This is a genomic window from Streptomyces sp. cmx-18-6 (genome assembly GCF_046548915.1).
GTDB lineage: Bacteria > Actinomycetota > Actinomycetes > Streptomycetales > Streptomycetaceae > Streptomyces.
The window spans coordinates 443,479-466,275 of the sequence record NZ_JAEBEP010000005.1 but is presented as its reverse complement, the minus strand read 5'-3'; the positions used below and the strand labels follow the sequence as shown (position 1 = coordinate 466,275).

22 protein-coding genes are annotated in these 22,797 nt (G+C 72.5%); 7 read left to right on the top strand and 15 right to left on the bottom strand.

The window, feature by feature from the left end; all coding sequences use genetic code 11:
* Positions 1-228: 228 nt before the first annotated feature.
* The 3 genes from ACLJPL_RS15180 to ACLJPL_RS15170 all read right to left on the bottom strand — a co-directional run bounded on the left by ACLJPL_RS15180 (position 229) and on the right by ACLJPL_RS15170 (position 2,499).
* Positions 229-1,686, bottom strand: coding sequence for a hypothetical protein (locus tag ACLJPL_RS15180; RefSeq protein ID WP_411081351.1), 1,458 nt, complete (start codon positions 1,684-1,686; stop codon positions 229-231).
* 133 nt (positions 1,687-1,819) lie between these two features.
* Positions 1,820-2,200: a PPOX class F420-dependent oxidoreductase gene (locus ACLJPL_RS15175; protein WP_411081350.1), complete on the bottom strand. Its 381-nt coding sequence runs from the start codon at positions 2,198-2,200 to the stop codon at positions 1,820-1,822.
* Positions 2,201-2,229: 29 nt separating this feature from the next.
* Positions 2,230-2,499 carry a helix-turn-helix domain-containing protein gene (locus ACLJPL_RS15170; RefSeq protein ID WP_364776278.1) on the bottom strand — a complete coding sequence of 90 codons (270 nt, stop codon included), beginning with the start codon at positions 2,497-2,499 and terminating at the stop codon, positions 2,230-2,232.
* 73 nt (positions 2,500-2,572) lie between these two features.
* On the opposite strand from ACLJPL_RS15170, the gene map reads away from it, so the two are divergent.
* The gene (map, locus tag ACLJPL_RS15165; RefSeq protein WP_411081349.1) at positions 2,573-3,340 is read left to right on the top strand and encodes a type I methionyl aminopeptidase; all 768 of its coding nucleotides are present in this window, start codon (positions 2,573-2,575) and stop codon (positions 3,338-3,340) included.
* A gap of 13 nt (positions 3,341-3,353) precedes the next feature.
* Here map and ACLJPL_RS15160 read toward each other — a convergent pair whose 3' ends face one another.
* Positions 3,354-4,106, bottom strand: a complete 753-nt coding sequence (locus ACLJPL_RS15160; protein WP_411081348.1) for a glycoside hydrolase family 75 protein — start codon at positions 4,104-4,106, stop codon at positions 3,354-3,356.
* A gap of 251 nt (positions 4,107-4,357) precedes the next feature.
* Positions 4,358-6,175, bottom strand: coding sequence for a gamma-glutamyltransferase (gene ggt / locus ACLJPL_RS15155; protein ID WP_411081347.1), 1,818 nt, complete (start codon positions 6,173-6,175; stop codon positions 4,358-4,360).
* A 104-nt stretch (positions 6,176-6,279) separates the two neighbouring features.
* Here ggt and ACLJPL_RS15150 point away from each other — a divergent pair, with 104 nt between their 5' ends.
* Positions 6,280-7,026 carry a hypothetical protein gene (locus ACLJPL_RS15150; protein WP_411081346.1) on the top strand — a complete coding sequence of 249 codons (747 nt, stop codon included), beginning with the start codon at positions 6,280-6,282 and terminating at the stop codon, positions 7,024-7,026.
* Between the two features lie 42 nt (positions 7,027-7,068).
* Here the strand turns inward: ACLJPL_RS15150 and murJ are convergent, their stop codons facing one another.
* Positions 7,069-8,799 carry a murein biosynthesis integral membrane protein MurJ gene (gene murJ / locus ACLJPL_RS15145; RefSeq protein WP_411081422.1) on the bottom strand — a complete coding sequence of 577 codons (1,731 nt, stop codon included), beginning with the start codon at positions 8,797-8,799 and terminating at the stop codon, positions 7,069-7,071.
* A 282-nt stretch (positions 8,800-9,081) separates the two neighbouring features.
* Here murJ and ACLJPL_RS15140 point away from each other — a divergent pair, with 282 nt between their 5' ends.
* On the top strand, positions 9,082-10,317 hold the full coding sequence (locus ACLJPL_RS15140; protein WP_411081345.1) for a L,D-transpeptidase: 1,236 nt from the start codon (positions 9,082-9,084) through the stop codon (positions 10,315-10,317).
* Positions 10,318-10,439: 122 nt separating this feature from the next.
* Entirely contained in the window at positions 10,440-12,035 is a 1,596-nt protein-coding gene (locus ACLJPL_RS15135) for a CocE/NonD family hydrolase (protein WP_411081344.1), read from the top strand.
* A 32-nt stretch (positions 12,036-12,067) separates the two neighbouring features.
* Here the strand turns inward: ACLJPL_RS15135 and ACLJPL_RS15130 are convergent, their stop codons facing one another.
* From ACLJPL_RS15130 to ACLJPL_RS15110, 5 genes are all read right to left on the bottom strand, one after another.
* Positions 12,068-12,937, bottom strand: coding sequence for an amino acid ABC transporter permease (locus ACLJPL_RS15130; protein WP_411081343.1), 870 nt, complete (start codon positions 12,935-12,937; stop codon positions 12,068-12,070).
* The gene (locus ACLJPL_RS15125; protein WP_411081342.1) at positions 12,934-13,578 is read right to left on the bottom strand and encodes an amino acid ABC transporter permease; all 645 of its coding nucleotides are present in this window, start codon (positions 13,576-13,578) and stop codon (positions 12,934-12,936) included. The genes ACLJPL_RS15130 and ACLJPL_RS15125 overlap by 4 nt, the downstream gene beginning before the upstream one ends.
* Positions 13,579-13,594: 16 nt before the next feature.
* On the bottom strand, positions 13,595-14,530 hold the full coding sequence (locus tag ACLJPL_RS15120; protein WP_411081341.1) for a glutamate ABC transporter substrate-binding protein: 936 nt from the start codon (positions 14,528-14,530) through the stop codon (positions 13,595-13,597).
* A 12-nt stretch (positions 14,531-14,542) separates the two neighbouring features.
* Entirely contained in the window at positions 14,543-15,286 is a 744-nt protein-coding gene (locus ACLJPL_RS15115) for an amino acid ABC transporter ATP-binding protein (protein WP_411081340.1), read from the bottom strand.
* A gap of 123 nt (positions 15,287-15,409) precedes the next feature.
* Entirely contained in the window at positions 15,410-15,850 is a 441-nt protein-coding gene (locus ACLJPL_RS15110) for a DUF6278 family protein (protein WP_411081339.1), read from the bottom strand.
* A gap of 232 nt (positions 15,851-16,082) precedes the next feature.
* Here ACLJPL_RS15110 and ACLJPL_RS15105 point away from each other — a divergent pair, with 232 nt between their 5' ends.
* Positions 16,083-16,850 (top strand): LysE family translocator, encoded by a 768-nt coding sequence (locus tag ACLJPL_RS15105; RefSeq protein ID WP_411081338.1) that lies wholly within the window; start codon positions 16,083-16,085, stop codon positions 16,848-16,850.
* Here the strand turns inward: ACLJPL_RS15105 and ACLJPL_RS15100 are convergent.
* A complete protein-coding gene (locus tag ACLJPL_RS15100; RefSeq protein WP_411081337.1) occupies positions 16,813-18,072 on the bottom strand; it encodes an MFS transporter in 1,260 nt (419 codons plus the stop codon). The two genes, ACLJPL_RS15105 and ACLJPL_RS15100, sit on opposite strands and share 38 nt — an antisense overlap.
* Before the next feature lie 53 nt (positions 18,073-18,125).
* Here ACLJPL_RS15100 and ACLJPL_RS15095 point away from each other — a divergent pair, with 53 nt between their 5' ends.
* Positions 18,126-18,929 (top strand): AraC family transcriptional regulator, encoded by an 804-nt coding sequence (locus ACLJPL_RS15095; RefSeq protein WP_411081336.1) that lies wholly within the window; start codon positions 18,126-18,128, stop codon positions 18,927-18,929.
* Positions 18,930-18,966: 37 nt separating this feature from the next.
* Positions 18,967-19,746 (top strand): SDR family NAD(P)-dependent oxidoreductase, encoded by a 780-nt coding sequence (locus ACLJPL_RS15090; protein ID WP_411081335.1) that lies wholly within the window; start codon positions 18,967-18,969, stop codon positions 19,744-19,746.
* A gap of 135 nt (positions 19,747-19,881) precedes the next feature.
* On the opposite strand, the gene ACLJPL_RS15085 is transcribed toward ACLJPL_RS15090, so the two are convergent.
* From ACLJPL_RS15085 to ACLJPL_RS15075, 3 genes are all read right to left on the bottom strand, one after another.
* Positions 19,882-20,661 (bottom strand): exodeoxyribonuclease III, encoded by a 780-nt coding sequence (locus ACLJPL_RS15085; protein WP_411081334.1) that lies wholly within the window; start codon positions 20,659-20,661, stop codon positions 19,882-19,884.
* Between the two features lie 78 nt (positions 20,662-20,739).
* Complete coding sequence (locus ACLJPL_RS15080; protein WP_411081333.1) at positions 20,740-21,393, bottom strand: MBL fold metallo-hydrolase; 654 nt, start codon at positions 21,391-21,393, stop codon at positions 20,740-20,742.
* Between the two features lie 12 nt (positions 21,394-21,405).
* Complete coding sequence (locus ACLJPL_RS15075) at positions 21,406-22,737, bottom strand: alpha/beta fold hydrolase (RefSeq protein WP_411081332.1); 1,332 nt, start codon at positions 22,735-22,737, stop codon at positions 21,406-21,408.
* Positions 22,738-22,797 lie beyond the last annotated feature (60 nt).

The window sequence follows — 22,797 nt, the reverse complement described above, 5'->3', positions numbered from 1 at the left end:
CGCGTTCTCTACGCACGTAGATCGGTGCATGGATGGAGAACGTAAGCCCCGCCGTCCGGCAGGGCAAGACCATCGCCGTGAACCGACGGGAGTCGATCGCGTTTCGCACCCGAGCGGTCCACAACGGACACGGTACGCCTGTGACCCCTCCGGGCACTCCTCCTCCGGCCGCCCCGGGTGTTCGGCACGACCGGCCACCCCGGAGCCGGCGCCGCTCCCCCCGTCGCCTCACACCCCCGGCACGCCCGCCACCCGCAGCGCGTGGACCAGGTCCCATTCCCGCTCCGCCGACACCTCCCGGGCGGCCGCCAGGAGTTGCGGCAGCAGGCGGGCCCTGCCGCCGCCCGCGATCTCGGCCGCCTCCTGCGGCGTACGTACGCGGACGAACGCGCCGAGCAGCGCCCGCGCCCGGTCCTCGCGGCCCGCGCCGTCCAGGGCGAGGACCGCCTCGGCCACCTCGGCGGCGGGCCTGGCCACCCCCTGGCGCAGCAGCAGCCCGCAGTCCGCGTCCCGGCCCGCCGCCGCCAGCGCTCCCGCCGCCGCGGCGAACCCGGCGGGCGGCAGCGAGGACGCCTCCCAGAGCAGGGTCGTCCAGTCGGCGGCCAGACCGGCCCGGTGCAGGGCCACCGCGAGCACCGGCAGCCGGGGCGCGGGCCAGAGGGCCACCTCGCAGAGCACGACGTGGGCCTCGCCCGTACGCCCCTGTGCGCGCAGCCGGATCAGCCGCTCGACGGCGGCGACCACGGCCGGCCCCGCCTCCGGGTCCGGGTCCAGGTCCGGCAGGGCCCGCGGGGCGGGCTCCGGGTGCTCCCGGCCCTCGGCTTCGGCGGGACCGCCGCCGAAGCGGGCGCCGCGCGGGGAGGCGTCCACCGGCGAAGGCACGGGCAGACCGGGCAGACCTGGGGGCACGGGCGAGGGGGTGTACGCGGCCGCCTCCTCCTCCCCCACCTCCAGACCGGCGAACCGGGCCCCGCGCGGCTTCCTGCGCCGGGGCGCGGGAGCGGGTGCGGGAGCGGAGGCGGGAGCGGAGGCTGGCGCGGGAGCGGGTGCGGGAGCAGAGGCGGCGGACGACCTGCGGGCCCGGGCGCCCCCCGAGCCATCGGGGGCGTCCGCCGGGCCGCCCACGGCCCCCGAGACCCCGACCGCCGCCGCCCCGGTGGCGTCCTCCTCGCGGAACCACCCCTGCGGCACCGACGCCGGTGCCGGCCCCGTCACCGCCGCCAGCCGCCCGCGCAGCTCCGCGCACCGGGCCGAGGCGCGCCGATGGTCGTCGCGGGCCCAGGCCAGCGCCTCCGGGTCCAACGGGCCCGCGCCCGCCCCGGCCGTACGCAGCCGCTCCACCGCCCGGTCCTGCTCGCGGATCATCAACTCCAGCCGGTGGACGAGCTCCTGGCGTCCGCCGGGCCGCCGGTCGTGGGCGGCGGCGGACGCGGAGTACAGCGCGGCGGCCCGTACCGAGACCTGCTCGGCGAAGCGCGCGCCGTGGAGTGCCGCGAGGTCCGCGAGCAGCGACTCCACCACGTCCCAGGGCGGGATCTCCACCCCGTCGAGGCAGGACCGCATCCCGGCGGGATCGCGCCGGGCGAAGACCCCGTACCACCCGCGTCCGGGGTCGAGCCGTGCCGTCAGATCCCGTAGGTACTGCGCGAACGCACCTGTTTCCACCGCATGCTGATGAACCGTCATCATCGCCCTCGCCGGCTGTCGACTGGAGCCTTCCAGTCCGCAGGCATTCGACCGCAGGCGTGTTACGGGACGGCTACGCGCGGCTTTCGTCCGCGCTGCGGCCGCGGCGGCCCGCTTCCCGGCCGGGCCGGGCTCAGAAGGTGACCGCGATGCCCGTGTGCGGGCGCTTGCCGAGGCGGGCGACCGTGGCGGGCCAGTCGACCAGCCAGAACTTCCAGGTGTACTTGCGGGCCAGCAGCTTGCGCACCCTGCGGGTCCCGTCCGCGTCGAGGAGCCGTCCCGTGCCCTCGGCGCTCGGGGCCCCATCGGCGATCCGGCCGCGTACGTCGCAGACGGTGACGACGACCTTGCCGTTGTCGCGCAGCCGCTTGACCTTCCACGAGTCGGAGCGGGTCCAGACGTACAGCGCATCGCCCTCGGCCGCCGCCCAGACGGGGGTGGCGACGGGCGTGCCGTTCTTCCGGTACGTGGTGAGGCTGACGTATTCGCTGCGCGCGAAGTCCTGGAGAGTCACAGGCGTGAGCCTACGCACCGCCGGGGTCGTCACGCGATCAGAGGTACGGCGGCGGGTTCGGGGGCGCAGCGGCCGAGCAGCTCGTCCATGGACAGGCCCAGCGCCCCGGCGAGGGCGGCGACGGTGAAGAAGGCGGGGGTGGGGGCGCGGCCGGTCTCGATCTTGCGGAGGGTCTCCGCGGAGATTCCGGCGCTCGCGGCGACGGCGACCATGCTGCGGTCGCCGCGCGCCTCGCGGAGCAGCCGGCCGAGCCGTTCGCCGCGCAGGCGCTCTTCGGGGGTGAGAGGGGTGCGGACCATGGGGCCACTCTACTACGGACCACCATTCTTATACCGTCATTACTATACCGCTTCGACCGGTATAGTAATGGGCATGGTGCACATCAAGACAGACACATCCCTCGAAGCCATGCGTGAGTCCGGACGGGTCGTCGCGCAGATCCTGACCCGCGCGCGGGAGGTCGCGGCGGCCGGCGTGACGCCCCGCGAGCTGGACGAGGCGGCCCGCGAGGTCCTGCGCGAGGCCGGGGCCTCCTCGCCGTTCCTGAACTACCGGCCGCACTTCGCGCCCACTCCGTTCCCCGCCGTCATCTGCGTCTCCGTCAACGACGCGGTCGTCCACGGCATCCCCTCCGCCGAACCGCTGCGCGACGGGGACCTGGTCAGCGTGGACGCGGGCACCCTGCTGGGCGGCTGGGCGGGCGACGCGGCGGTCAGCTTCACCGTGGGCCGGGCCCGCCCCGCCGACGCCCGGCTGATCGGCGCGGCCGAAGCCGCCCTGGAGGCGGGCATCGCGGCGGCGGTCGTCGGCAACCGGATCGGGGACATCGCCCACGCGATCGGCACGGTCTGCCGCTCGGCGGGTTACGGCATCCTCGACGGGTACGGCGGTCACGGCATCGGCCGTTCGATGCACGAGGACCCGTCCGTGCCGAACGAGGGACGCCCGGGGCACGGCATGCCCCTGCGGCACGGAATGGTCCTCGCGATCGAGCCCATGCTCCTCGGCGGCGGCCTCGACGAGTTCCGCCACGACCCGGACGGCTGGACGCTGCGGACGACGGACGGCAGCCGGGCCGCGCACGCCGAGCACACGGTGGCCATCACGGACGACGGCCCGCGCGTCCTCACCGCCCTCTGACGGACCGGGCCGCTCACTCCCGCCCGACGAACTCCCTCGCCAGCGCCTCGCCCCGGCGTTCCGCCTTCGCCCGGCTCTCGATCGGTGAGATACGGGAGTCCTTGAAGGCGATGTACGTGACGCCGGACGCGACCCCGCCCGTCGTCGGGTGGGGGTCGATGCCGAGCTCCTTCGCCAGCGCGTACGACCCCTCCCCGATGATGCCGGCGGGGCCGGTGTCGCCGATCACGGCGTACCGCACCCGGTCGCGGTGGACGACGGCGACGACGCTGCCGCCGGTCAGCCCGGACTTCCGGTAGTCCCAGATCCGGCCCGGCGCGGGCACCACCACGTACGGCAGCGCGGCCGAGTCCAGGGGCTTGCCCCGGGAGGTCGGGAAGGCGGTCTGCGGCTGGAAGTAGGGGTCGGTCCGCGGATTGCAGGCCGTGGTCCTGCGGCCGTCGCAGTCGATGTCCATGTCCGCCTTCCAGAACACGGCGTCCTTCGTGCCGCAGACGGGAACGGTGGCCTTCGAACGGTTGCTGTCCGTGCGGTACTCGCCCCGGGAGACCCGTTGGCACGAGCGGACCTCGGAGAGCAGCGCGGCGGCGCTCACCGAGGTGCTGACGGGGTCGCCGAGGGTGTCCAGCGGGGGGCTCATCCGGGCGTCGACGGCCGCGTCCGGCGCCCGGCCGGTCGCGGTGGCGGGCTGCGCCGCCGGCCCGAGCAGGGCCGCGCCGCAGGCGGCGGAGACGGCGGCGGTCAGAGCGAGGGTTCGGGTAGGCATCGTGGGGGACGGCCCTTCCAGTAGACCGGAGGAACCCGTGCGGGTCCCTCCTGGCCGGAGCGGGATCACTCCGGCTCCCCTCCCCTTGGGCCACTCGTTCGGATCAGGCCGGGCGTGCGGGGTCCGGCGCGCACCGGACCCCGCTCCCTGTTCCGGCCTGATCCGAACGAGAGACCCGAGGCGGCGGGCCCGGCCGTGCGCGGACGCACCACGTCCGGCCGGCCCCGCCGCCCCTGCTTCGTCCGGCCGGGTCAGCCCCTGCCGCCCGGCTGCACCACCATGGCCGAGCCGCCGCCCCGCCGCACCTTTTCCGCCGCCGCGAGCCAGCGGCCGTCCGGCAGCCGCTGTACGCCGGTGGCGGCCCCGATCTCGGGGTTCTGCCGGAAGACGTGGCCGAGCGCTTCGAGCCGCGCGCGGACCGGGCTGTTCCAGAGGTCCGGCTCGATCTCGGTGGCGGCCGCGTTGCGCTGGCTGGCGCGCGGCGCGGCGAACGCCTCGACGAGCGGCAGCCCCCGGTCGAGGTGGCCGGTCAGGGACTGGAGCACGGTGGTGATGATCGTGGCCCCGCCCGGCGAGCCGAGGGCGAGGACCGGCTTGCCGTGCCCCAGCACGATGGTCGGTGACATCGACGACCTGGGCCGCTTGCCCGGGCCCGGCAGGTTCGGGTCGTGCACGGCCGGGTTGGCCGGGGCGAAGGAGAAGTCGGTCAGCTCGTTGTTGAGGAGGAAGCCCCGGCCGGGGACGGTGATGCCGCTGCCGCCGGTGGACTCGATGGTCAGGGTGTAGGAGACGACGTTGCCCCACTGGTCGGCCGTCGTCAGATGCGTGGTGTTCTCGCCCTCGAACGTCGTGGGCGCGGCCGTGCCGCCGCTCCCGCACCGGGCCGGGTTTCGTGGGTCGCCGGGTGCGACCGGGCTGGTCAGCACCGCGTCGTCCCGGATCAGGCAGCCGCGCGCGTCCGCGAACCGCCGGCTCAGCAGCTCCTTCGTGGGGACGTCCTCGAAGGCCGGGTCGCCCACCCAGCGCCCCCGGTCGGCGAAGGCGATGCGGCTCGCCTCGATGAGCCGGTGCAGATAGCGGGTCCGGTCCGCGCGTGAAAGGTCGGTGGACTCCAGCATGTTGAGCGCCTGGCCCACGGTCGTACCGCCGGACGAGGACGGTGCCATGCCGTAGACGTCCAGCCCCCGGTAGCCGACCTTCGTGGGGTTCTGCCACAGCGTGCGGTAGGAGGCGAGGTCCTTGCGGGTCAGGTCGCCGGGGCGGACGACCCGGGTGGCCTTCGGGTCGACGGGCGGCTTGCGGACCGTACGGACGATGTCGTCGGCCAAGTCGCCCCGGTAGAGCTCCTTGACGCCCTTGCGGCCGAGCTCGTCGTACGTACGGGCCAGGTCGGGGTTCTTGAACACCGAGCCCACGACGGGCAGTTCACCGCCGGGCAGGAACAGCTTCCGGGAGGCCGGGAAGTCGGCGAACCGGGCCTGGTTGGACGCCGTCTGCGAGCGGAAGGTGTCGTCCACCACGAAGCCGTCGCGGGCCAGGCGTTCGGCCGGTTCCAGCAGCGTACGAAGGGACTTGGTGCCCCAGGCGTCGAGTGCGCGCTCCCAGGTGGCCGGGGTGCCGGGGGCGCCCACGCCGAGACCGCTGGTGACCCCTTCCTCGAACGGGATGGGCTTGCCGTTCTCCAGGAAGAGGGAGGCGTCCGCGCTGCGCGGGGCGGTCTCGCGGCCGTCAATGGTCTTGACGGTGCGCTTCTTCGCGTCGTAGTGGACGAAGTAGCCGCCGCCCCCGATGCCCGCCGAGTACGGCTCGCTCACGCCGAGCGCGGCGGCGGTCGCCACGGCCGCGTCCACCGCGTTGCCGCCCTTGCGCAACACCTCGATCCCGGCCGCCGACGCGTCCCGGTCGACACTGGCCACCGCTCCCCCGTAGCCCACCGCCACCGGGGACTTGGGCGGTACGGGGTGCCGGTGGGCGGTCTCCGCGGAACCCGCGGGGGCGGTGGCCCCGAGCGAGGCGACCACGGCGAGGGCGGCCACTATCGACATGTTCCGGCCGACGGAACGGCGCATACGAACCTCCAGTCAACGGATCTCCGCGCAGGCTAGCCCCCGAGCACCCGAATCGTCAGGACCGCCTCGAACGGTTACCCGAATGACCGATAACATGCCCGGCCATGACGGACGACGTGCGCAACATCGTGCTGGGCGTGATAGCCGCCGGGATCAGCGCCTCACTGGGCTGGCTGGCGCGGACCTACCTCCTGCGGCGCAAGCTCCGCCGCAAGCAGGCGTTCTTCGGGTTGCCGACCCATTCCGAGTGCCTTCTCGTCGTCAACCGCTACGCGGGCGCCGAGGGGTCCGTGCACCGCCACGACGTCTTCGCGCTGCTGGAACTCTCCGCCCTGATCAAGGACTGCGGGGCGAAGACGCAGATCGTGACGCACGATGTGGCGCAGCAGGGGTTCGGAGACCGTACGGAGTTCTGCGTCGGCGGCCCGACGACCAACCAGCGGATGGCGGCGCACCTGCGGACCCTGCTCCCCGGAGTGCGGATCAGCACCGGCGACTCGGGCCCGGACCGGGTCGCCTACCGGATCGGCGCGGACCACTACCGCCTGGACCGCGGGACGGAGGAGTACGTCCTGCTCGCCCGGCTGACGGGCAATCAGGACGCCCGCCCCGTCTTCCTGTTCTGCGGACAGCGGGCCATCGACAACCAGGCGGCGGCCCGTTATGTGGTGCGCCACCACCAGAAGCTGCTGCGCAAGCACGGCAACAAGTCGTTCTGCCTGCTGCTGAAGGTGGTCAACTCCGAGGCGTACGGCCCCGATGTGGTGGAGCTGGTCGGCGATGTGACCCGGGTGGCGCAGACTCCCGTACCGGCGGACCCCGCTCCCGCCCCGGACGGTGAAGGCGGCTGAGCGGCGGCCCCCACCTATGGGGGCGGCGCTCGGCCGCCGCCCTCAGCGCCGCAGCCGGGAGCGGCCCGCCACCGCCATCGCGCCGATCTCCGTGAGCCCCAGCGGCCGGGCCAGCAGGACCACCACGAGCAGCAGCGCGAGGGTCCCCGCTCCGGCCGCCGCCACATCGCCCGCCCCCTCGGCCGCGCGGGCGGCTCCGTAGGCGAGCGCACCGGCGGGCAGACAGGCGAGGATCAGCCGCAGGTGCCCGCCGAGGGTGGGCGAGCGCAGCAGGGACCCGGCGGCGGTGGCCGAGGTCCGCCGGGACAGCGCGTACCCGGTGACGGCGAAGCCGACGCAGAAGGCCACCGTGCTCGCCCCGGCCATCCCGGTCACCGCCCAGCGGGCGGGCAGCAGCCAGAAGGCGGCCGCCGAGAGGCCGGCGTTGACGGCGGCGATCACCAGGTTGAGCAGGAAGGGGGTGCGGGTGTCGCTCATCGCGTAGAAGCCGCGGGAGAGGACGTACTGCCCGGAGAAGGCGATCAGCCCGGGGGCGAAGGCCATCATGATCCCGGCCATCACCGTGATGTCGGCGTCGGTGGTGCGCCCGTAGCCGAAGACGGAGCCGATCACCCACGGCGCGAGCACCAGCAGTGCGGTGGCGGCGGGCACCACGACGGCGGCGCTCGTTCGCAGGGCGTACGCGACGTCGCGCCGCACCCCGCCGAGGTCGCCGTCCGCGGCGGCCCGGCTCATCCGGGGCATCAGCGCGGTGACGAGCGAGACGGTGATGATGCCCTGCGGGACCACCCAGAGCTGGTAGGCGTAGCTGTACGCGGTGTAGCCCGCCCCGCCCGCCACGCCCTGCTCGTCCGCGAGCTGCCCGGCGGTGGTGGAGAGCCGGGTGACGACCCAGTAGGCGAGCTGGTTGGTGAGGACCAGCAGCACCAGCCAGCCGGCCGAGCGCATCGGCCGGGTCAGTCCGCTGCCCCGCCAGTCGAAGCGGGGCCGCCAGCGGAACCGGGCGGCGCGCAGCGCGGGCAGAAGGGCGAGGGTCTGCACGGCGATCCCGGCGGTGGTGCCCCAGCCCAGGAGATGGGCGTGCGCGTCGGAGAGGGTGCCGTCCGAGTTCGCGGCGACGGCGATGTAGAGCCCGAACACCCCGACGATCACTACATTGTTGAGGACCGGGGTCCACATCATCGCGCCGAACCGGCCCCGGGCGTTGAGGACCTGGCCGAGCAGGGTGAAGAGTCCGTAGAAGAGGATCTGCGGCAGGCAGTAGCGGGCGAGCGCGATCGTCAGTTCGGCCTGGCGGCCGTCGTAGTCGGTGTAGACGCCGACGATCAGGGGCGCGGCCGCGACGGCGAGTGCGGTGAGGGCCAGGAGGCCGACCGTGCACAGGGTCAGCAGCCGGTCGGTGTACGCCGCTCCGCCGTCCGCGTGCTCCTTGGCGGCCCGGACCAGCTCGGGGACGAAGACGGCGTTGAGCGCGCCGCCGATGAGCAGGATGTAGAGGATGTTGGGAACGGTGTTGGCGACCGTGTAGCCGTCCGCGGTCAGCCCGGTGCCGAGCGCGGCGACGACGACGGCCGAGCGGACGAAGCCGGTGGCGCGGGAGACGACGGAGCCCGCCGCCATCACGGCCCCACTGCGCAGGACGGACGCGGACGGGGCCGGGGGCTCTTGGGCGCTTCCGGCGTCCTCGGGCGGCGCGGTGTACTCGGGCTGTCCTGCGTCCTCGGACTGCCCGGCCCCCACGGGCTGTCCGGCCTTTCCGGCGTCCTCGGCCATTCCCGCGCCCTCGGCGCTTCCGGCCCCCTCGGCCTTTCCGGCGTCCTCGGGCCGTCCGGTCTCTTCCGCGACCGGGTCGGCGGCCGTCACCGACCGGCCCCGGGTATCCGGTTCGGCACGCTGCCCACGACTGCGCCCACTGGTCTCTCCCCCGCTCCGAGATTCTGGCCGAGGGTGGAGCGTACTCCGGGCGCGGGGGAAACCCGGCAGGGGGGAAACGCAACCCGGCAGGGGGGAAAGCCCCTCTCACCTGTCGAGTCTCGCCGCCTGGAGGTTTTTCCGTTGAGTTCCGCACGCCCGCGCACCCGTCGCACCGCCGCCCCGTCCGGGCGCACCGTTCCGGCCGGACGGAGCGCCCGGCTCGCCCTGATCGGCCCGGCGGCGCTGCTCGCCGCCGCGCTCACGGCCTGCTCGGACGGAGGGACGGCCGACTCCGCCGCGCGGACGGGCGGGGGCGACGAGGCGCGCAGGACCAGCATCTCGGTGAACCTGGAGGGCACGGCAGCGGCCCCGGGCGAGCCGGTCAAGGTCACGCTGGAGCACGGAAAGCTCAAGACGGTCGCGGTGACGGCCAACGAGGGCGGCCCGCTGGCCGGGAAGATATCCGGCGACGGCACGACCTGGATATCCGGGCGGGTCGCCGCGCCGGGGACCTCGTACACGGTCGAGGTGAAGGACACGGACGGCGGCAGCGACCGGGCGACGTTCACGACCGCCGAGGCCGAGAAGGTCAACAAGTTGTCGCTCGCGCCGGGGAAGGACACCACGGTCGGCATCGCCCAGCCGGTGTCGGTCGTCTTCGACCACCCGGTGAAGAACAAGGCGGCGGTGGAGAAGGCGCTGAAGCTGTCCACCTCGAACGACACCCGGGGCTCCTGGGGCTGGTTGCGGGACTACTCGGGCAAGGACCGCGTCGACTGGCGGCCCGAGGAGTACTGGAAGCCCGGTACGAAGGTGACCCTGGACGCGGACCTGAACGGCGTCGACACGGGGGCGGACGGCGGCTGGTTCGTCCGGGACTACACGACCACGTTCACCATCGGCGACGCCCAGGTGGTCAAGGTCGACCTGGACGGGCACCGCCTGGCCCTGCACCGTGACGGCAAGCAGGTGCTGGACGCCCCGATGTCGGGCGGCACTCCGGGCGGCGACAAGGCGTCCTGGCGGGGCACGGCCGTCCTGATGTCGAAGGAGGGCACGATCAACATGCGCTCCGAGACGGTGGGCCTGGGCGACGCCTACGACAAGATGGTCGACTACTCGATGCGGCTGACCTGGTCGGGGATGTACGCGCACGCCGCGCCGTGGAACAGCGGCTACTTCGGCAACGCCAACCGCAGCTCGGGCTGTCTCGGGATGAGCGACGCCAACGCCTCCGCGCTCTACGGGCAGGTGCGGGTGGGCGACCCGTTCGAGATCACCGGCGCTGACGCCAAGGGCACGGTCGCCGAGGGCAACGGGTACGGCGCGTGGAACGTGTCGTGGGCCGACTGGCAGGCCAAGAGCGCGCTGAAGTGAGCAGTTGCTGACAGCACGTCCAATAATCGTTACCTTCGCGCAACACACCGGGTAGTTACCAGCGGTAAAAGCCCGGGGTTACCGTCGGGTCACTTTGCACTGACACGCGTGAGGAGTGACCCGTGGCACGTCCGAAACCGGCACTGCGCACCACCGCTTCGATCACCACCGCCGTCGTCCTGCTGACCGGAGCCGCCCTCGGCGCGGCTCCGGCGGCCGGGGCCGCGCCCGCCCCCGCCTCGGTGAGCGCCTCCGCGCCGAGCCTGACGTTCCACGACATCCCCGGCTCCGGCGGCATCACGCTCAAGGGCAATGTGTTCAAGCCCTCCACAAGCCCGCCCGGGGCCAGGCATCCGCTGATCGTCTTCCCGACCAGCTGGGCCATGCCGCAGATCGAGTATCTGGCGCAGGCCCAGAAGCTCGCCGACTCCGGTTATGTGGTGGTGAGTTACACCTCGCGCGGCTTCTGGCTCTCCGGCGGGAAGATCGAGGTGGCGGGTCCGCCGGACATCGCGGACGCCTCCGCCGTCATCGACTGGGCGCTCGCGAACACCTCGGCCGACCCGGACCGGATCGGCATGGGCGGCGTCAGTTACGGGGCCGGCATCAGCCTGCTCGCCGCCGGGCACGACCCCCGGATCAAGGCGGTGGCCGCGCTCAGCGGCTGGGCCGACCTCATCGACTCCATCTACAGCGGGCGGACCCAGCACCTCCAGGCCGCCGCCCTGCTCGGCGGCGCCGGGCTGATCACCGGCCGTCCCAGCGACGAACTCTCCCAGACGCTCAAGGACTTCCTCGGCTCCAACCTCGACAAGGAACCGGAGATGATCGCCTGGGGCGCCAAGAGGTCTCCCGCCACCCACCTCGACAGGATCAACGCCAACGGCGCGGCGGTCATGATGGGCAACGCCTGGGGCGACACCATCTTCCCGCCCAACCAGTACGCCTCGTTCTACGAGAAGCTCACCGGCCCCAAGCGGCTGGAGTTCCGCCCCGGCGACCACGCCACCGCCGAGCTGACCGGCCTGTTCGGGCTGCCCAACGACACCTGGACGAGCACCCGCCGCTGGTTCGACCGCTACCTCAAGGGCGAGCGCAACGGCATCGACACCGAGCAGCCGGTCCAGCTCAAGTCCCGTACGGACAAGGGGTATGAGGGCTACCCGGACTGGAAGTCGGTGGGCGCGGCGAAGAGCCGTATACAGCTCGACGGCACGAAGAAGGTGTGGGCGAACGTCGACTCCGGCGCCAACGGGGGCGTCACGCTGCTCTCCAACGCGCTGGACCAGTTCCTGAAACTGCCGCCCACCGTCTCCGTGCCTCTGCTGCCGCGCGGCTTCGCGAGCGTCTGGCAGTCGGAGAGATACGGCTCCGAGCAGCGCGTCCGGGGCGCGGCCGAGCTGCACACCACCGTCACCAGCACCCGGTCGAGCGGCACGTTCGTCGCGTACCTCTACGACGTCGGCCCGCTCGGCGTGGGCAAGCTGGTCAGCAACGCCCCGTACACGTTCCACGGGCAGACGCCGGGCCGGCCGTTCCCCGTCGACCTGGAGCTGTACTCCACGGCCTACGACGTCCCGGCCGGTCACCGGCTCGCCCTGGTGATCGACACCGTCGATCCGCTGTACATCGAGCACAACCCGACCGGCGCGCAGCTGACCTTCTCCTCGCCCGGCACGGACCCGAGTCATCTCTCGGTCCCGCTGCGCGAGAAGTGATCACCGACTGCTGCCGGGCGGGCATGGCCCGGCTACTGGCCTCCCGGCAGCAGCTTCCCCGGCTCGGCCGGGGCCACCCCCACCGCCTCCGTCCTCGGATTGCGCCGCTGTCGCCGCGCCACCCAGGTGGCGAACCACGAGAGCAGCATGCACAGTCCGATGTAGATCGGAGAGATCACCATCACGACGGGGATGAAGGGAAGATCGTAGTCGAGATTCGACGCGATCAGCTTCCCCGCGTGGAGGAATTCCTCGTAGGTGATCAGGTAACCCAGTGAGGTGTCCTTGAGCGCGACCACCAGCTGACTGATGATGGTCGGCAGCATCGCGCGCACGGCCTGGGGAGCCAGGACGAACGTCGTGACCTGTGTCTTGCGCATACCGAGGGCGTACGCGGCCTCCCGCTGGCCCCGGTCCACGGAGTTGATCCCGGTGCGGAAGACCTCCGCGAGGACCGAGCCGTTGTAGAGGGTCAGTCCGGCGACCAGGGCGGGCAGCGCCTGCACCTTCAGCGCCACGAAGATGAAGAAGATCATCACCAGCACCGGCATGGCCCGGAAGAACTCGACCAGCAGGGTGGAGATCCAGCGCACCGGGCGGTGCGCGGAGAGCCGGCCGACCGCGAGGACCGCGCCCAGGGCGAGGGAGAGGACGGCGGCGTACGCGAACGCCTTGAGGGTGTTGCCGAGTCCGCGCAGCAGCAGTTCCTGGATGCCCTTGTACTGGAAGGGCCGCCACTTCTCGGCGGTGAACTGGCCGGTGTCGAAGAGGAGATGGACGATCCAGCCGACGATCGCGAGGATCACGGCCGTCGAGATGATCCCGTACAGGAGATGCCGTTTGCGGGTCTGCGGGCCCGGGATGTCGTAGAGCGCGGTGGCCGAGGGGGCGGAGTGGGTCATCGTGCGACTCCCCAGCGCTTCTCCATCACGTTGAAGAGCGCACTGATGGTGAGGGTGATGATCAGGTAGCCGACGGCGATCCAGATGAACGTCCAGATGATGCTGTAGCCCAGCTCGTTGAGCGTCCGGTAGGTGCCGAGGAGTTCGGTGACGCTGAACGCTCCGGCGATCGCGGAGTTCTTCGCCAGCGCGATCAGGGTCGAGCCGACCGGCGGGATCACCGACCGGAACGCCTGCGGCAGGACGACCTCGCTCAGGGTCTGGCCGAAGTTCATCCCGAGGCTGCGGGCGGCCTCGCCCTGGCCGGTGGGCACGGTGTTGATGCCGGAGCGCAGCACCTCGCAGATGAACGCGGAGGTGTAGCAGCCCAGCGCCAGGACGGCGAAGAGCTGGAAGGGCAGTACGAGGCCGAAGCGGGGCAGTCCGAGGAGGACCGCGAAGAACAGCAGCGTCAGCGGGGTGTTGCGCAGCACGGTCACCCAGACCGTGCCCAGCACCCGCAGCGAGCCGACCGGCGCGACCCGGAAGGAGGCCATGACGAAGCCGAGGGCCAGGGCGAGGGCCGAGGAGTAGACGGTCAGCTCGACGGTGCCGAGGAAGCCCTTGCCGTAGAGGGAGAAGTTGTCGGTCAGTACGTCCATGGGTGGGGCCGTCCCCTCAGTTCGCCGGGTAGCGGTCGATGGGCGGCGGGGTCGGCGCGGGGACTCCGGAGCGTCCCAGCGTCGCTTCGAACGCCTTCTTCCAGTCGCCGTTCTTCTCGCCGGCCTCCAGCGCGTCGTTGAGCGCGGCCCGCAGCGCGTTGTCGGTGCGCGGTACGCCGATGCCGTACGGCTCCTCGGAGAAGGGCTTGCCGACGACCTTCATCTCGTCGGGCGCCTTGGCCGCGAAGCCCAGCAGGATCGCGTCGTCGGTGGTGACGGCGTCGACCTGGAAGGTCAGCAGGTTGTCGACGCAGATCGAGTACGTGTCGTAGGCGACGAGCACCGCCTTGGGGTAGTCCTCGGCGATGCGCTGGTAGGGCGTGGACCCGGCGGCGGAGCAGACCGTCTTGCCGTCCAGGTCCTGGGGCCCGTCGATGTCGTTCTCGTCGGTGCGCACCAGCAGTCCCTGGCCCGCCATGTAGTAGGGGCCGGCGAAGCCGACGAGCTTCTTGCGCAGGTCGTTGATGGTGTAGGTGCCGACGTAGTAGTCGATCTGGCCGTTCTGGAGGGCGGTCTCGCGGTTGGCGGAGGCGATGGTCCGGAAGCGGATGGTCCGTGGTTCGAAGCCGAGCGAGGCCGCCATCATCCGGGCGATCTCGATGTCGAAGCCGGAGTAGACGCCGCTGGCCGGGTCCTTCTCGCCCAGGTAGGGCTGGTCCTCCTTGGCGCCGACGACCAGGTAGCCGCGCCGTTTCGCCTTCGACCAGGTGGGAGAGTCGGGAAGTTGGAAGCCCTCGTCCACCTGGTAGACCGGCAGGGCCTCGGCCCTGGGGCCCTTGACCGGCGGGCTGCCGTCCTTGCCGCAGGCCGCGGCGAGTACGCAGACCAGGAGGCCGAGCGCCAGCAGGGCCGCGCTCCGGCCGCCTCCGCGACCGCTGTTGGTACGCAACATGGGAGCCTCCCGTCAGTGCTTGAGGATCTTGGACAGGAAGTCCTTGGCGCGGTCGCTCTCCGGGGAGGTGAAGAAGTCCTCCGGGGTGCGGTCCTCCACGATGCGGCCGTCCGACATGAAGACGACACGGTTGGCGGCGGACCGGGCGAAGCCCATCTCGTGGGTGACCACGACCATGGTCATGCCCTCCTGGGCGAGCTGCTGCATCACTTCCAGCACCTCGTTGATCATCTCCGGGTCGAGCGCCGATGTGGGCTCGTCGAAGAGGAGCGCCTTGGGGTCCATGGCCAGGGCGCGGGCGATCGCCACGCGCTGCTGCTGGCCGCCGGAGAGCTGGGCGGGGAACTTGTCGGCCTGGGAGGCGAGGCCGACCCTCTCCAGCAGTTCCCGGGAGCGCCGGTCGGCCTCCTCCTTCTTGCGCTTGCGGACCTTGAGCTGGGCCAGTGACACGTTGGCCAGCACCGTCTTGTGGGCGAAGAGGTTGAACGACTGGAAGACCATGCCGACTTCGGCGCGGAGCCGGGCCAGGCCCTTGCCCTCCTCGGGGAGGGGTCTCCCGTCGATCAGGATGGAGCCGGACTCGATCGTCTCCAGCCGGTTGACCGCCCGGCAGAGGGTGGATTTCCCGGAGCCGGAGGGGCCGATGACCACCACCACCTCCCCGCGGCCGACGGTGAGATTGATGTCCTGAAGTACGTGCAACTCTCCGAAGTGTTTGTTGACGTCCCTCAGTTCGATCAACGGATCGACGGCCATGCGCTGCCCTACCCACTTGTCGCTGTGTCGAGGTCAGCGCAAACTATCCATCGCGAAAAGGGACTTCGCACCCGACACGCGCAAATGGCGCATAAGGCTTTTTATCCCCATGAGGGGACGGGCTCAGTTCTCGGCGGACTCCGCGTACACCTGCGAGAGCTCCGGGCTGCCCGCCATCGCCCAGTCCAGCCCGGCCGTCACCACGTCGATCTCCCGCCCGGACGCCAGCCGCACCACGGGCCGGCCGCTCGGCCAGACGTCCCACGCGGCCCCCGGCACGGTGCGCACGAGGACGGTGCCCAGATAGAGACCGGCGTCGTTGCCGAGCCAGGGCAGCTCCTCGGGGTCGTCGCGCCAGCGGGGCGGCAACTGGTCGAGCGCGGTCAAGGAGGCGGGGGTGTCGTCCAGTTCCAGCCCTTCCTGCCCCGCCCGGACACGCAGCAGTTCGCATTCGGCGAGCAGCGCGGCCACGCCGTCCGGGTCTGCCTCCACGGCGGCCGCGAACGCGCCCCCCTGCCTACCGCCCTGACGCTTCAGCCAGTTGTCCAAGAAGGGGATGTTCATCCCACCAGGGTCCCATCCCCGCCAGGCCCCGCACCACAGGCGCGCGGCGCTCGCCGGTCGGGGGCCGAGGGCGGCCGGGGCGTGGTGCGTGGGCGGGGGTGGCGTGGGCGGGCGGGGACTGCGAGCAGGACGGCGTCTTCGCGACGCCCTCCGCCTGCCCGGGCCCATCAGGGGTACCGGAACCCCATGGCCCGGCGGCACACCGGTCCCGGGGCTGTCGAATGGAGAGCGGATGTCGGTCGATCTCGTCGGTTTTCTCGGCGTCGTGCTGGTGGCGTACCTCGTTCCCGGGCCGGACTTCCTCGTGGTGGTGCGGTCGGCGACCGAACACCCGTCGAAGGGGCGGGCGGCGGCGCTGGGCGCGCAGGCCGGGTTGTGCGTGCACATGCTCGCCGCCGCCGTGGGGCTGTCGGTGATCGCCGCCCGCTCCCCCGTGGTCTTCGACGCGATCAAGCTGCTCGGCGCGGCCTACCTGGTTTATCTGGGGGTGCGGGCGGTGCTGGCCGCCCGGCGGGTCGCCCGTGAGCGGTCCGCGGGGCGGCGGACGGTCCTCGACGGGGGCAGCGACCCCGCGCCGGAGGGTTCCGCGAAGGGCGGCTCAGCGCCGCGGGCCGGTTCCGCGGAGGGCGGTTCGGCGGGGGGCGGTTCTGGGGAGGGCGGTTCGGCGGAAGCCGGTTCCGCGAAGGGCGGGGTCGTCCGGGGCCGGTGGCGGGCCGGATTCTCGCAGGGGTTGCTCACCAATGTGCTCAACCCCAAGGCGGCGCTGTTCTTCCTCAGCATCCTGCCGCAGTTCGTGAACGGCGGCGGATCGATGACCCGGCAGATCTTCTTCCTCGGGACGCTGGACATCCTCATCGGCATCGTCTACTGGTTCGCCCTGGTCGCCGTCGCCGCACGTCTGCGGGCCCTGCTGGCCCGTCCGAAGATCCGTCACCGCTGGGAGCTGACGACCGGATGGCTGTTCATCGCGATCGGCGTCGGGGTCGCCACGGCCGCCTGACGTCCGACGCCGGAGTCGTGGGCGCCTCGGTCGTGACCACCACGCTTCCGGGCCGCTCGTCCTCCGCGGCCCGGCGTGGCGTGCTCGGCGCGGCCGGTTCCGGGAGGGTCAGGAAGAGCAGCCAGCTCAGGAAGGGCATGGCGATCAGCGGCAGGAGGGCGGTCTGCAAGGAGGTGGCGTCGGCCAGGCGTCCGATCACGGGGCTGAACAGGCCGCCGACGCTGACGGTCAGGCCCAGGGTGACGCCGGAGGCCGTGCCGACGCGGCTGGGCAGGTAGTCCTGAGCCAGCGTCACCTGGAGCGAGAACGGGATGTAGAGGCCCGCCGAGGTCAGGGCGACGAACGCGTAGAGAGCCGGGCCGGGTGTGAGGACGACTCCCGCCACGGCCGCCACGGTGAGGAGGTAGGACCCGCGCACCACGGTGACGCGGTCCCAGCGCTCGGCGAGGTGTCCGCCCAGTACGGTGCCGACCGCGCCGCCCAGGTAGAGCACGACCAGGGCCGCGGTCCCGGCCGCCGGGCCTTGGCCGGTGCGCTCGCGCACGTAGAACGCGATGAAGGTGCTCAGGCCGACGAAGACGATCGACCGGCAGACCACCGCCAGGGTGAGCTTCACGAACGAGACCGTGTCGTCGGGGGCCGGGGGCGTCGTGGTCGTAGCCGGGGCGGCGGTCACCCGCTCCAGGCCGCGCAGGACGGGGAGGGTCAGCAGGCTCCCGGCGAGGGCGGGGAACACGAGCAGCGGGGTGAGCCGCAGACCGCCGAATCCGACGACCACGGCCACGAGGACGGGCGCGAAGGCGAAGCCGAGGTTGCCGCCCAGCGAGAACCAGCCCATCGCCCGGTGGCTGCCCTTCGAGGCGATGCGGGCGACGCGGGCGGACTCGGGGTGGTAGGCGGCGACGCCGACGCCGCCGATGCCCACGAACAACAAGGTCAGCGCGTAGGAGCCGCCGAGCCCGCTCAGGGCGATCCCCAGGCCCGCGACGACGGTGCTCACGGGCAGCAGCCAGGGCGCCGCCCGGCGGTCGGTCATCCATCCGAACAGGGGTTGCGCCACGGAGGACAGCAGCGATGCGGCGAGCACGATGCCGGAGGCCGCGGCGTAGGTGTAGGCGCGTTCGGAGACGAAGTACGGGACGAGGGCGGCCACGGCCCCCTGGTAGACGTCGACGCAGGCATGCCCGAGGGACAGCAGAGTGATCGCTTTGTTTTTCGCCACTCGGCCATCGTCATCGCCCACCGGCTGTCGAACTTCCGATATAAAGACAAGTAATGACGGAAATCCGCCACGAGCCGGTCGCACCGACCCGCACCCAGTGGTTGCCGCCGGGATCCGACATCGACGCCCACCGCCACGACGACCACCAGATCGTCTACGCGGCGCGCGGGGTGCTGGCCGTCACCACGGACGCCGGCATCTGGGTGGCGCCGGCGAACCGGGCCATCTGGGTACCGGCCGGAACCGTGCACGCCCACCGTGCCCATGGGGCGACCGAGCTGCGTCTCGTCGGCCTGCCGGCGACGGACAACCCCCTCGGGCTGGACGCCCCGTCCGTGCTGAGGGTGGGACCGCTGCTGCGGGAGCTGATCCGCGCCCACACGGACACGCCCGACGATGACGACCGGCCCGAGCGCCGACGTCTGCGGGCGGTGCTGCTGGACCAGCTGGCGGCCTCGCCGCAGCAGCCGGTCCACCTGCCGGCCCCCACCGACGCCCGGCTGGGGCGGGTCTGCGACATCCTGCGCGCCGATCCCGCGGACGGGCGCACTCTGGCCGCCCTGAGCCGGGAGACCGGTGCGAGCGCCCGCACGCTGTCCCGGCTCTTCACCAGCGAGCTGGGCATGACCTTTCCCCAGTGGCGCACGCAACTGCGCCTGTACGAGGCGCTGGTCCTGCTGGCCGAGGACACGCCGGTGACCACCGTGGCCCACCGGTGCGGCTGGTCGTCCGCCAGCGCGTTCATCGATGTCTTCCGGCGGGCCTACGGCCACACGCCGGGCCGGCACCGCCAGGACCCGGCGTACGCCCCCGGCCGGGGCGCCCGGGCCCCGGCCGGCCAGAGGGCCCGAACATGAAGATCACCTTCCGCGATCGGCGTACTAGGGTACGAACATGAGTGCGCAGGAGTATGTGTCAGAGCTCTTCTCGCTGATGGGCCGGGTGGCCGTGGTGACCGGTGGCAGCTCCGGTATCGGGCGGGCGATCACCGGGGCCCTCGCCCGGGCCGGGGCGCGTGTCGTCGTGGTGGCGCGGCGGGAGGCGGAGCTGCGGGCGACCGTCGACGAGCTGGCCGCCGAGGGGTGCCGGGCCGCCTGGGTGAGTGCGGACCTCAGCACCGCCGAGGGCGTGCGCGCGGGGGCGGAGGGGGCCGCCGAAGCCTTCGGGGAGCCGGACATCCTGGTGAACTGCGCCGGGATCAACCTGCGCCCGCCGATGGGCGAGCTCGGCGAGGACGTCTGGGACACCACGATGGCGGTGAACCTCAAGGCGCCGTTCCTGCTGGGGCAGCGCTTCGGTCCCGGGATGGCCGAGCGGGGCTACGGGCGCATCATCCACGTGTCCTCGCAGCAGGCGCACCGGGCCTTCGTGAACAGCGGGGCGTACGGAGTGTCCAAGGGCGGGCTCGAATCGCTGGCCCGCTCCCAGGCCGAGGCGTGGTCGCCGCACGGCGTGACCGTGAACACCCTGGTCCCGGGCTTCGTGCTGACGCCGCTCAACGAGCGGCTGGCCTCCGACGAGGAGAAGGTCGCCTCGCTCGCCGCCCGCACCCTGGTCGGCCGCAACGGGCTGGCCGAGGACTTCGCGGGGGCCGTGGTCTTCCTGGCGGGGCGCTCCTCCGCGTACGTCACCGGGCAGTCGGTCTTCGTGGACGGCGGGTTCTCGGTGCACTGAGCCCGGCGGGCGGCGGGTCCGGTGCCGCCGGGCCCGCCGCCCTTCCTCAGCGCTTCTCGTCCGGATCGGGCCGGGCTCGCGGGGTCCGGCCCGATCCGGACGAAGGACCCCGGCCCGCCCCACGGCGGATCCGGCTCAGAGGTCGAGGTCCACGACCACCGGGGCGTGGTCGGACGCGCCCTTGCCCTTGCGCTCCTCGCGGTCGACGTAGCTGTCCTTGACGGCGGCGGTGAACGGGGCGTTGCCGTACGTCAGGTCGATGCGCATGCCCTTGTTCTTGGGGAAGCGCAGCTCCCGGTAATCCCAGAAGGTGTACGCCCGGTCGTACTTGAGGGGGCGCGGCACGACCTCGCTCAGGCCCTCCCCCTCCAGAGCGGTGAGGGCGGCGCGCTCGGCGGGCGTCACATGCGTGGACCCCTCGAACAGCGCCGGGTCCCAGACGTCCTCGTCGGTGGGGGCCACGTTGAAATCGCCGAGGACCGCGAACGGCAGCGTCCCCGCCGCGTCCGCCGCCGCGGCCTTCCGCAGGGCCTCCAGCCAGGCCAGCTTGTACGCATAGTGCGGGTGCTCGATCTCCCGGCCGTTGGGCACGTACACCGACCACAGGCGCAACGGCCCGCAGGTGGCGGAGATGGCGCGGGGCTCCTCCGCCCCGTCGTACTCCGGGCCGCCGGGCAGTCCGGTGACGACGTCGGTGAGGCCGACCCGGGAGAGCAGCGCCACCCCGTTCCACCGGCCGGTGGCGTTGACCGCGGACTCGTATCCCAGCTCGCGGAGCGCGTCGGCGGGGAACTGCTCGGCCGTGCACTTGGTCTCCTGGATGCACAGCACATCGGTGCCGCTGCTCTCCAGCCAGGCCAGCAGCCTCGGCAGCCGGGCGGTGATCGAATTGACGTTCCAGGTGGCGATGCGCATAGCGGTAAACCTAGCGGCTCCCACTGACAGCCGACGAAAAACCGCCGCCCGGCCACGGCCGGGCGGCGGTGTCGGCGCTCACAGCTCCGTGACGCCCCCCGGGGCCAGCCGGTCGTGGTCCGCGCCGCCCAGGGCCCCGATCTGGTTGTCGTAGATCGGCCGGGCGAGGTCGGTCAGCAGGGCGTCGTGGACGTCGATGGCGCGGCGCGGCTTGATCTCGCGTACGTAGTCGATGACCTCGGAGATCTTGTTCCACGGGGCCATCACCGGCAGCAGCAGGGTGTCCACGGGGCGCTCGGGGACGGTGAGCGCGTCGCCGGGGTGGAAGACCGAACCGTCCACCAGGAAGCCGATGTTGGTGATCCTCGGGATGTCCGGGTGGATCACCGCGTGCAACTCCCCGTGGACGGTGACGTCGAACCCGGCGGCCGAGAACGCGTCGCCGTCGCCCACGGTGTGCACGCGCCCCGGGAACGCGGCCGAGAGTTGCTCGGCCACGCTGCGCAGCGTCCAGACCTCCGCCCCTGGATTGGCTTCCAGGCCCGCCCGCAGCCGCGCCTCGTTGAAGTGGTCCGGGTGCTCGTGCGTGACCAGGAGCACGTCGGCCCCGAGGGCCGCGTCGTCCTCGGAGAAGCCGCCGGGGTCGATGACCAGGACGCGCCCCTCCTTCTCGATCCGCACGCAGGAGTGGGTCTTCTTGGTGAGCGTGAGTGCCGGCAGCGATGCGTTCATGGGTCCATCCTGCTACGCGGGCGGGGTGGTTTCCTCCTGGATCACGGACTGCGCGATCGCGAAGGCGGCTCCGGCGGCCGGAACGCCGCAGTAGACGGCGCTCTGGAGGAGGACTTCCTTGATCTCCGGGGGCGTCAGTCCGTTGCGCAGGGCGGCGCGGGTGTGCGCTGCCAGGCTTTCCAGGCGGCCGGAGGCGACGAGCGCGGTGAGGGTGACGCAGCTGCGGGTACGGCGGTCGAGCCCGTCCCTGCTCCACACCTCGCCCCACGCGTACCGGGTGACCAGCTCCTGGAAGTCCTCGGTGAACGCGTCGGCCGAGGCGCTCACCGCGTCGACGTGGGCGTCCCCCAGCACCTCGCGACGCACCCTCGCCCCGTGCTCGTACCGCGCGTGCCGCTCGTCCGGCCCGGGCCCCGGGGCCTCGGGCGCGACGGGGGCCGGGGCGATCTCGGCGACGGGGGCGAAGGGGGCGGCGGGGGCGAACGGGGCGGCGGGGGTCGCGGGCCCGGGCCCGGGGGCGGAGACGGGGACGGGAGGCGGGGCGGGGAGGGTCGCGGGGGCGTCCTGCCAGGCCGAGGAGAAGTGCGTCAGCAGCAGGTCGCAGACCGCCGCGGGCTGCTCGACCGGGGCCAGATGGGAGGCCCCGGGGACCAGCGCGAGGCGGGCGTCCGGAATCCCGGCGACCAGCGTGCGCGCCTCGGCAGGGCCGGTGACCTGGTCCTCCGCGCCGACCAGGACCAGCGTCGGGACGCCGATGCGGCCCAGCTCGCCGCGGATGTCGAAGGCGGCCAGCGCCTCGCAGGCGGCGATGTAGCACCCGGGGTCGGTGGTGCGGACCATCTGCACGGCCCACTCGACGATCGCGGGCTGCGCCGCGGCGAACCCGGGGGTGAACCAGCGTTCCGGCGCGGTGCGGGCCATCGGCTCCAGGCCGTTGGTGCGCACGATCACGCCGCGCCGGCGGAACTCGTCGGCGGTGCCGAACCGGGGCGACGACGCGACCAGCGCCAGCGAGGCGACCCGCCTCGGGTGGCGCAGGGCCAGATCCGCCCCGACCGCGCCGCCGATCGAGCAGCCCGCGTAACCGAACCGCTGGACGCCGAGCCCGTCCAGGGTGGCGACCACCCGGTCGGCCAGCTCCGCGACGGAGGGGGCCGGGTGGGCGGGGGCGCCGCCGTGGCCCGGCAGGTCGTACCGGAAGATCCGCCAGTGCTGGGACAGCTCGGGTATCTGGCGGTCCCACATGTGCCAGGTGGTACCCAGAGAGGGCCCGATCACCAGGACCGGAGCGTCTTCCGGCCCGTCGAAGCGGTATTGCAGGGTGTTCGTCGTCGTCTCACTCACCTACGCAGGCTCTCATCTCTCACAAAATCTCACGCGCACACGCTGCGACGCCCGCGCCCC

Excerpts from the sequence above, each read along its gene's own strand:
- ACLJPL_RS15180 (WP_411081351.1), bottom strand. The coding sequence starts at position 1,686 with ATGACGGTTCATCAGCATGCGGTGGAAACAGGTGCGTTCGCGCAGTAC.
- ACLJPL_RS15170 (WP_364776278.1), bottom strand. The coding sequence starts at position 2,499 with ATGGTCCGCACCCCTCTCACCCCCGAAGAGCGCCTGCGCGGCGAACGG.
- map (WP_411081349.1), top strand. The coding sequence starts at position 2,573 with ATGGTGCACATCAAGACAGACACATCCCTCGAAGCCATGCGTGAGTCC.
- ACLJPL_RS15160 (WP_411081348.1), bottom strand. The coding sequence starts at position 4,106 with ATGCCTACCCGAACCCTCGCTCTGACCGCCGCCGTCTCCGCCGCCTGC.
- ggt (WP_411081347.1), bottom strand. The coding sequence starts at position 6,175 with ATGCGCCGTTCCGTCGGCCGGAACATGTCGATAGTGGCCGCCCTCGCC.
- ACLJPL_RS15150 (WP_411081346.1), top strand. The coding sequence starts at position 6,280 with ATGACGGACGACGTGCGCAACATCGTGCTGGGCGTGATAGCCGCCGGG.
- murJ (WP_411081422.1), bottom strand. The coding sequence starts at position 8,799 with ATGGCCGAGGACGCCGGAAAGGCCGGACAGCCCGTGGGGGCCGGGCAG.
- ACLJPL_RS15130 (WP_411081343.1), bottom strand. The coding sequence starts at position 12,937 with ATGACCCACTCCGCCCCCTCGGCCACCGCGCTCTACGACATCCCGGGC.
- ACLJPL_RS15125 (WP_411081342.1), bottom strand. The coding sequence starts at position 13,578 with ATGGACGTACTGACCGACAACTTCTCCCTCTACGGCAAGGGCTTCCTC.
- ACLJPL_RS15120 (WP_411081341.1), bottom strand. The coding sequence starts at position 14,530 with ATGTTGCGTACCAACAGCGGTCGCGGAGGCGGCCGGAGCGCGGCCCTG.
- ACLJPL_RS15115 (WP_411081340.1), bottom strand. The coding sequence starts at position 15,286 with ATGGCCGTCGATCCGTTGATCGAACTGAGGGACGTCAACAAACACTTC.
- ACLJPL_RS15110 (WP_411081339.1), bottom strand. The coding sequence starts at position 15,850 with ATGAACATCCCCTTCTTGGACAACTGGCTGAAGCGTCAGGGCGGTAGG.
- ACLJPL_RS15105 (WP_411081338.1), top strand. The coding sequence starts at position 16,083 with ATGTCGGTCGATCTCGTCGGTTTTCTCGGCGTCGTGCTGGTGGCGTAC.
- ACLJPL_RS15095 (WP_411081336.1), top strand. The coding sequence starts at position 18,126 with ATGACGGAAATCCGCCACGAGCCGGTCGCACCGACCCGCACCCAGTGG.
- ACLJPL_RS15090 (WP_411081335.1), top strand. The coding sequence starts at position 18,967 with ATGAGTGCGCAGGAGTATGTGTCAGAGCTCTTCTCGCTGATGGGCCGG.
- ACLJPL_RS15085 (WP_411081334.1), bottom strand. The coding sequence starts at position 20,661 with ATGCGCATCGCCACCTGGAACGTCAATTCGATCACCGCCCGGCTGCCG.
- ACLJPL_RS15080 (WP_411081333.1), bottom strand. The coding sequence starts at position 21,393 with ATGAACGCATCGCTGCCGGCACTCACGCTCACCAAGAAGACCCACTCC.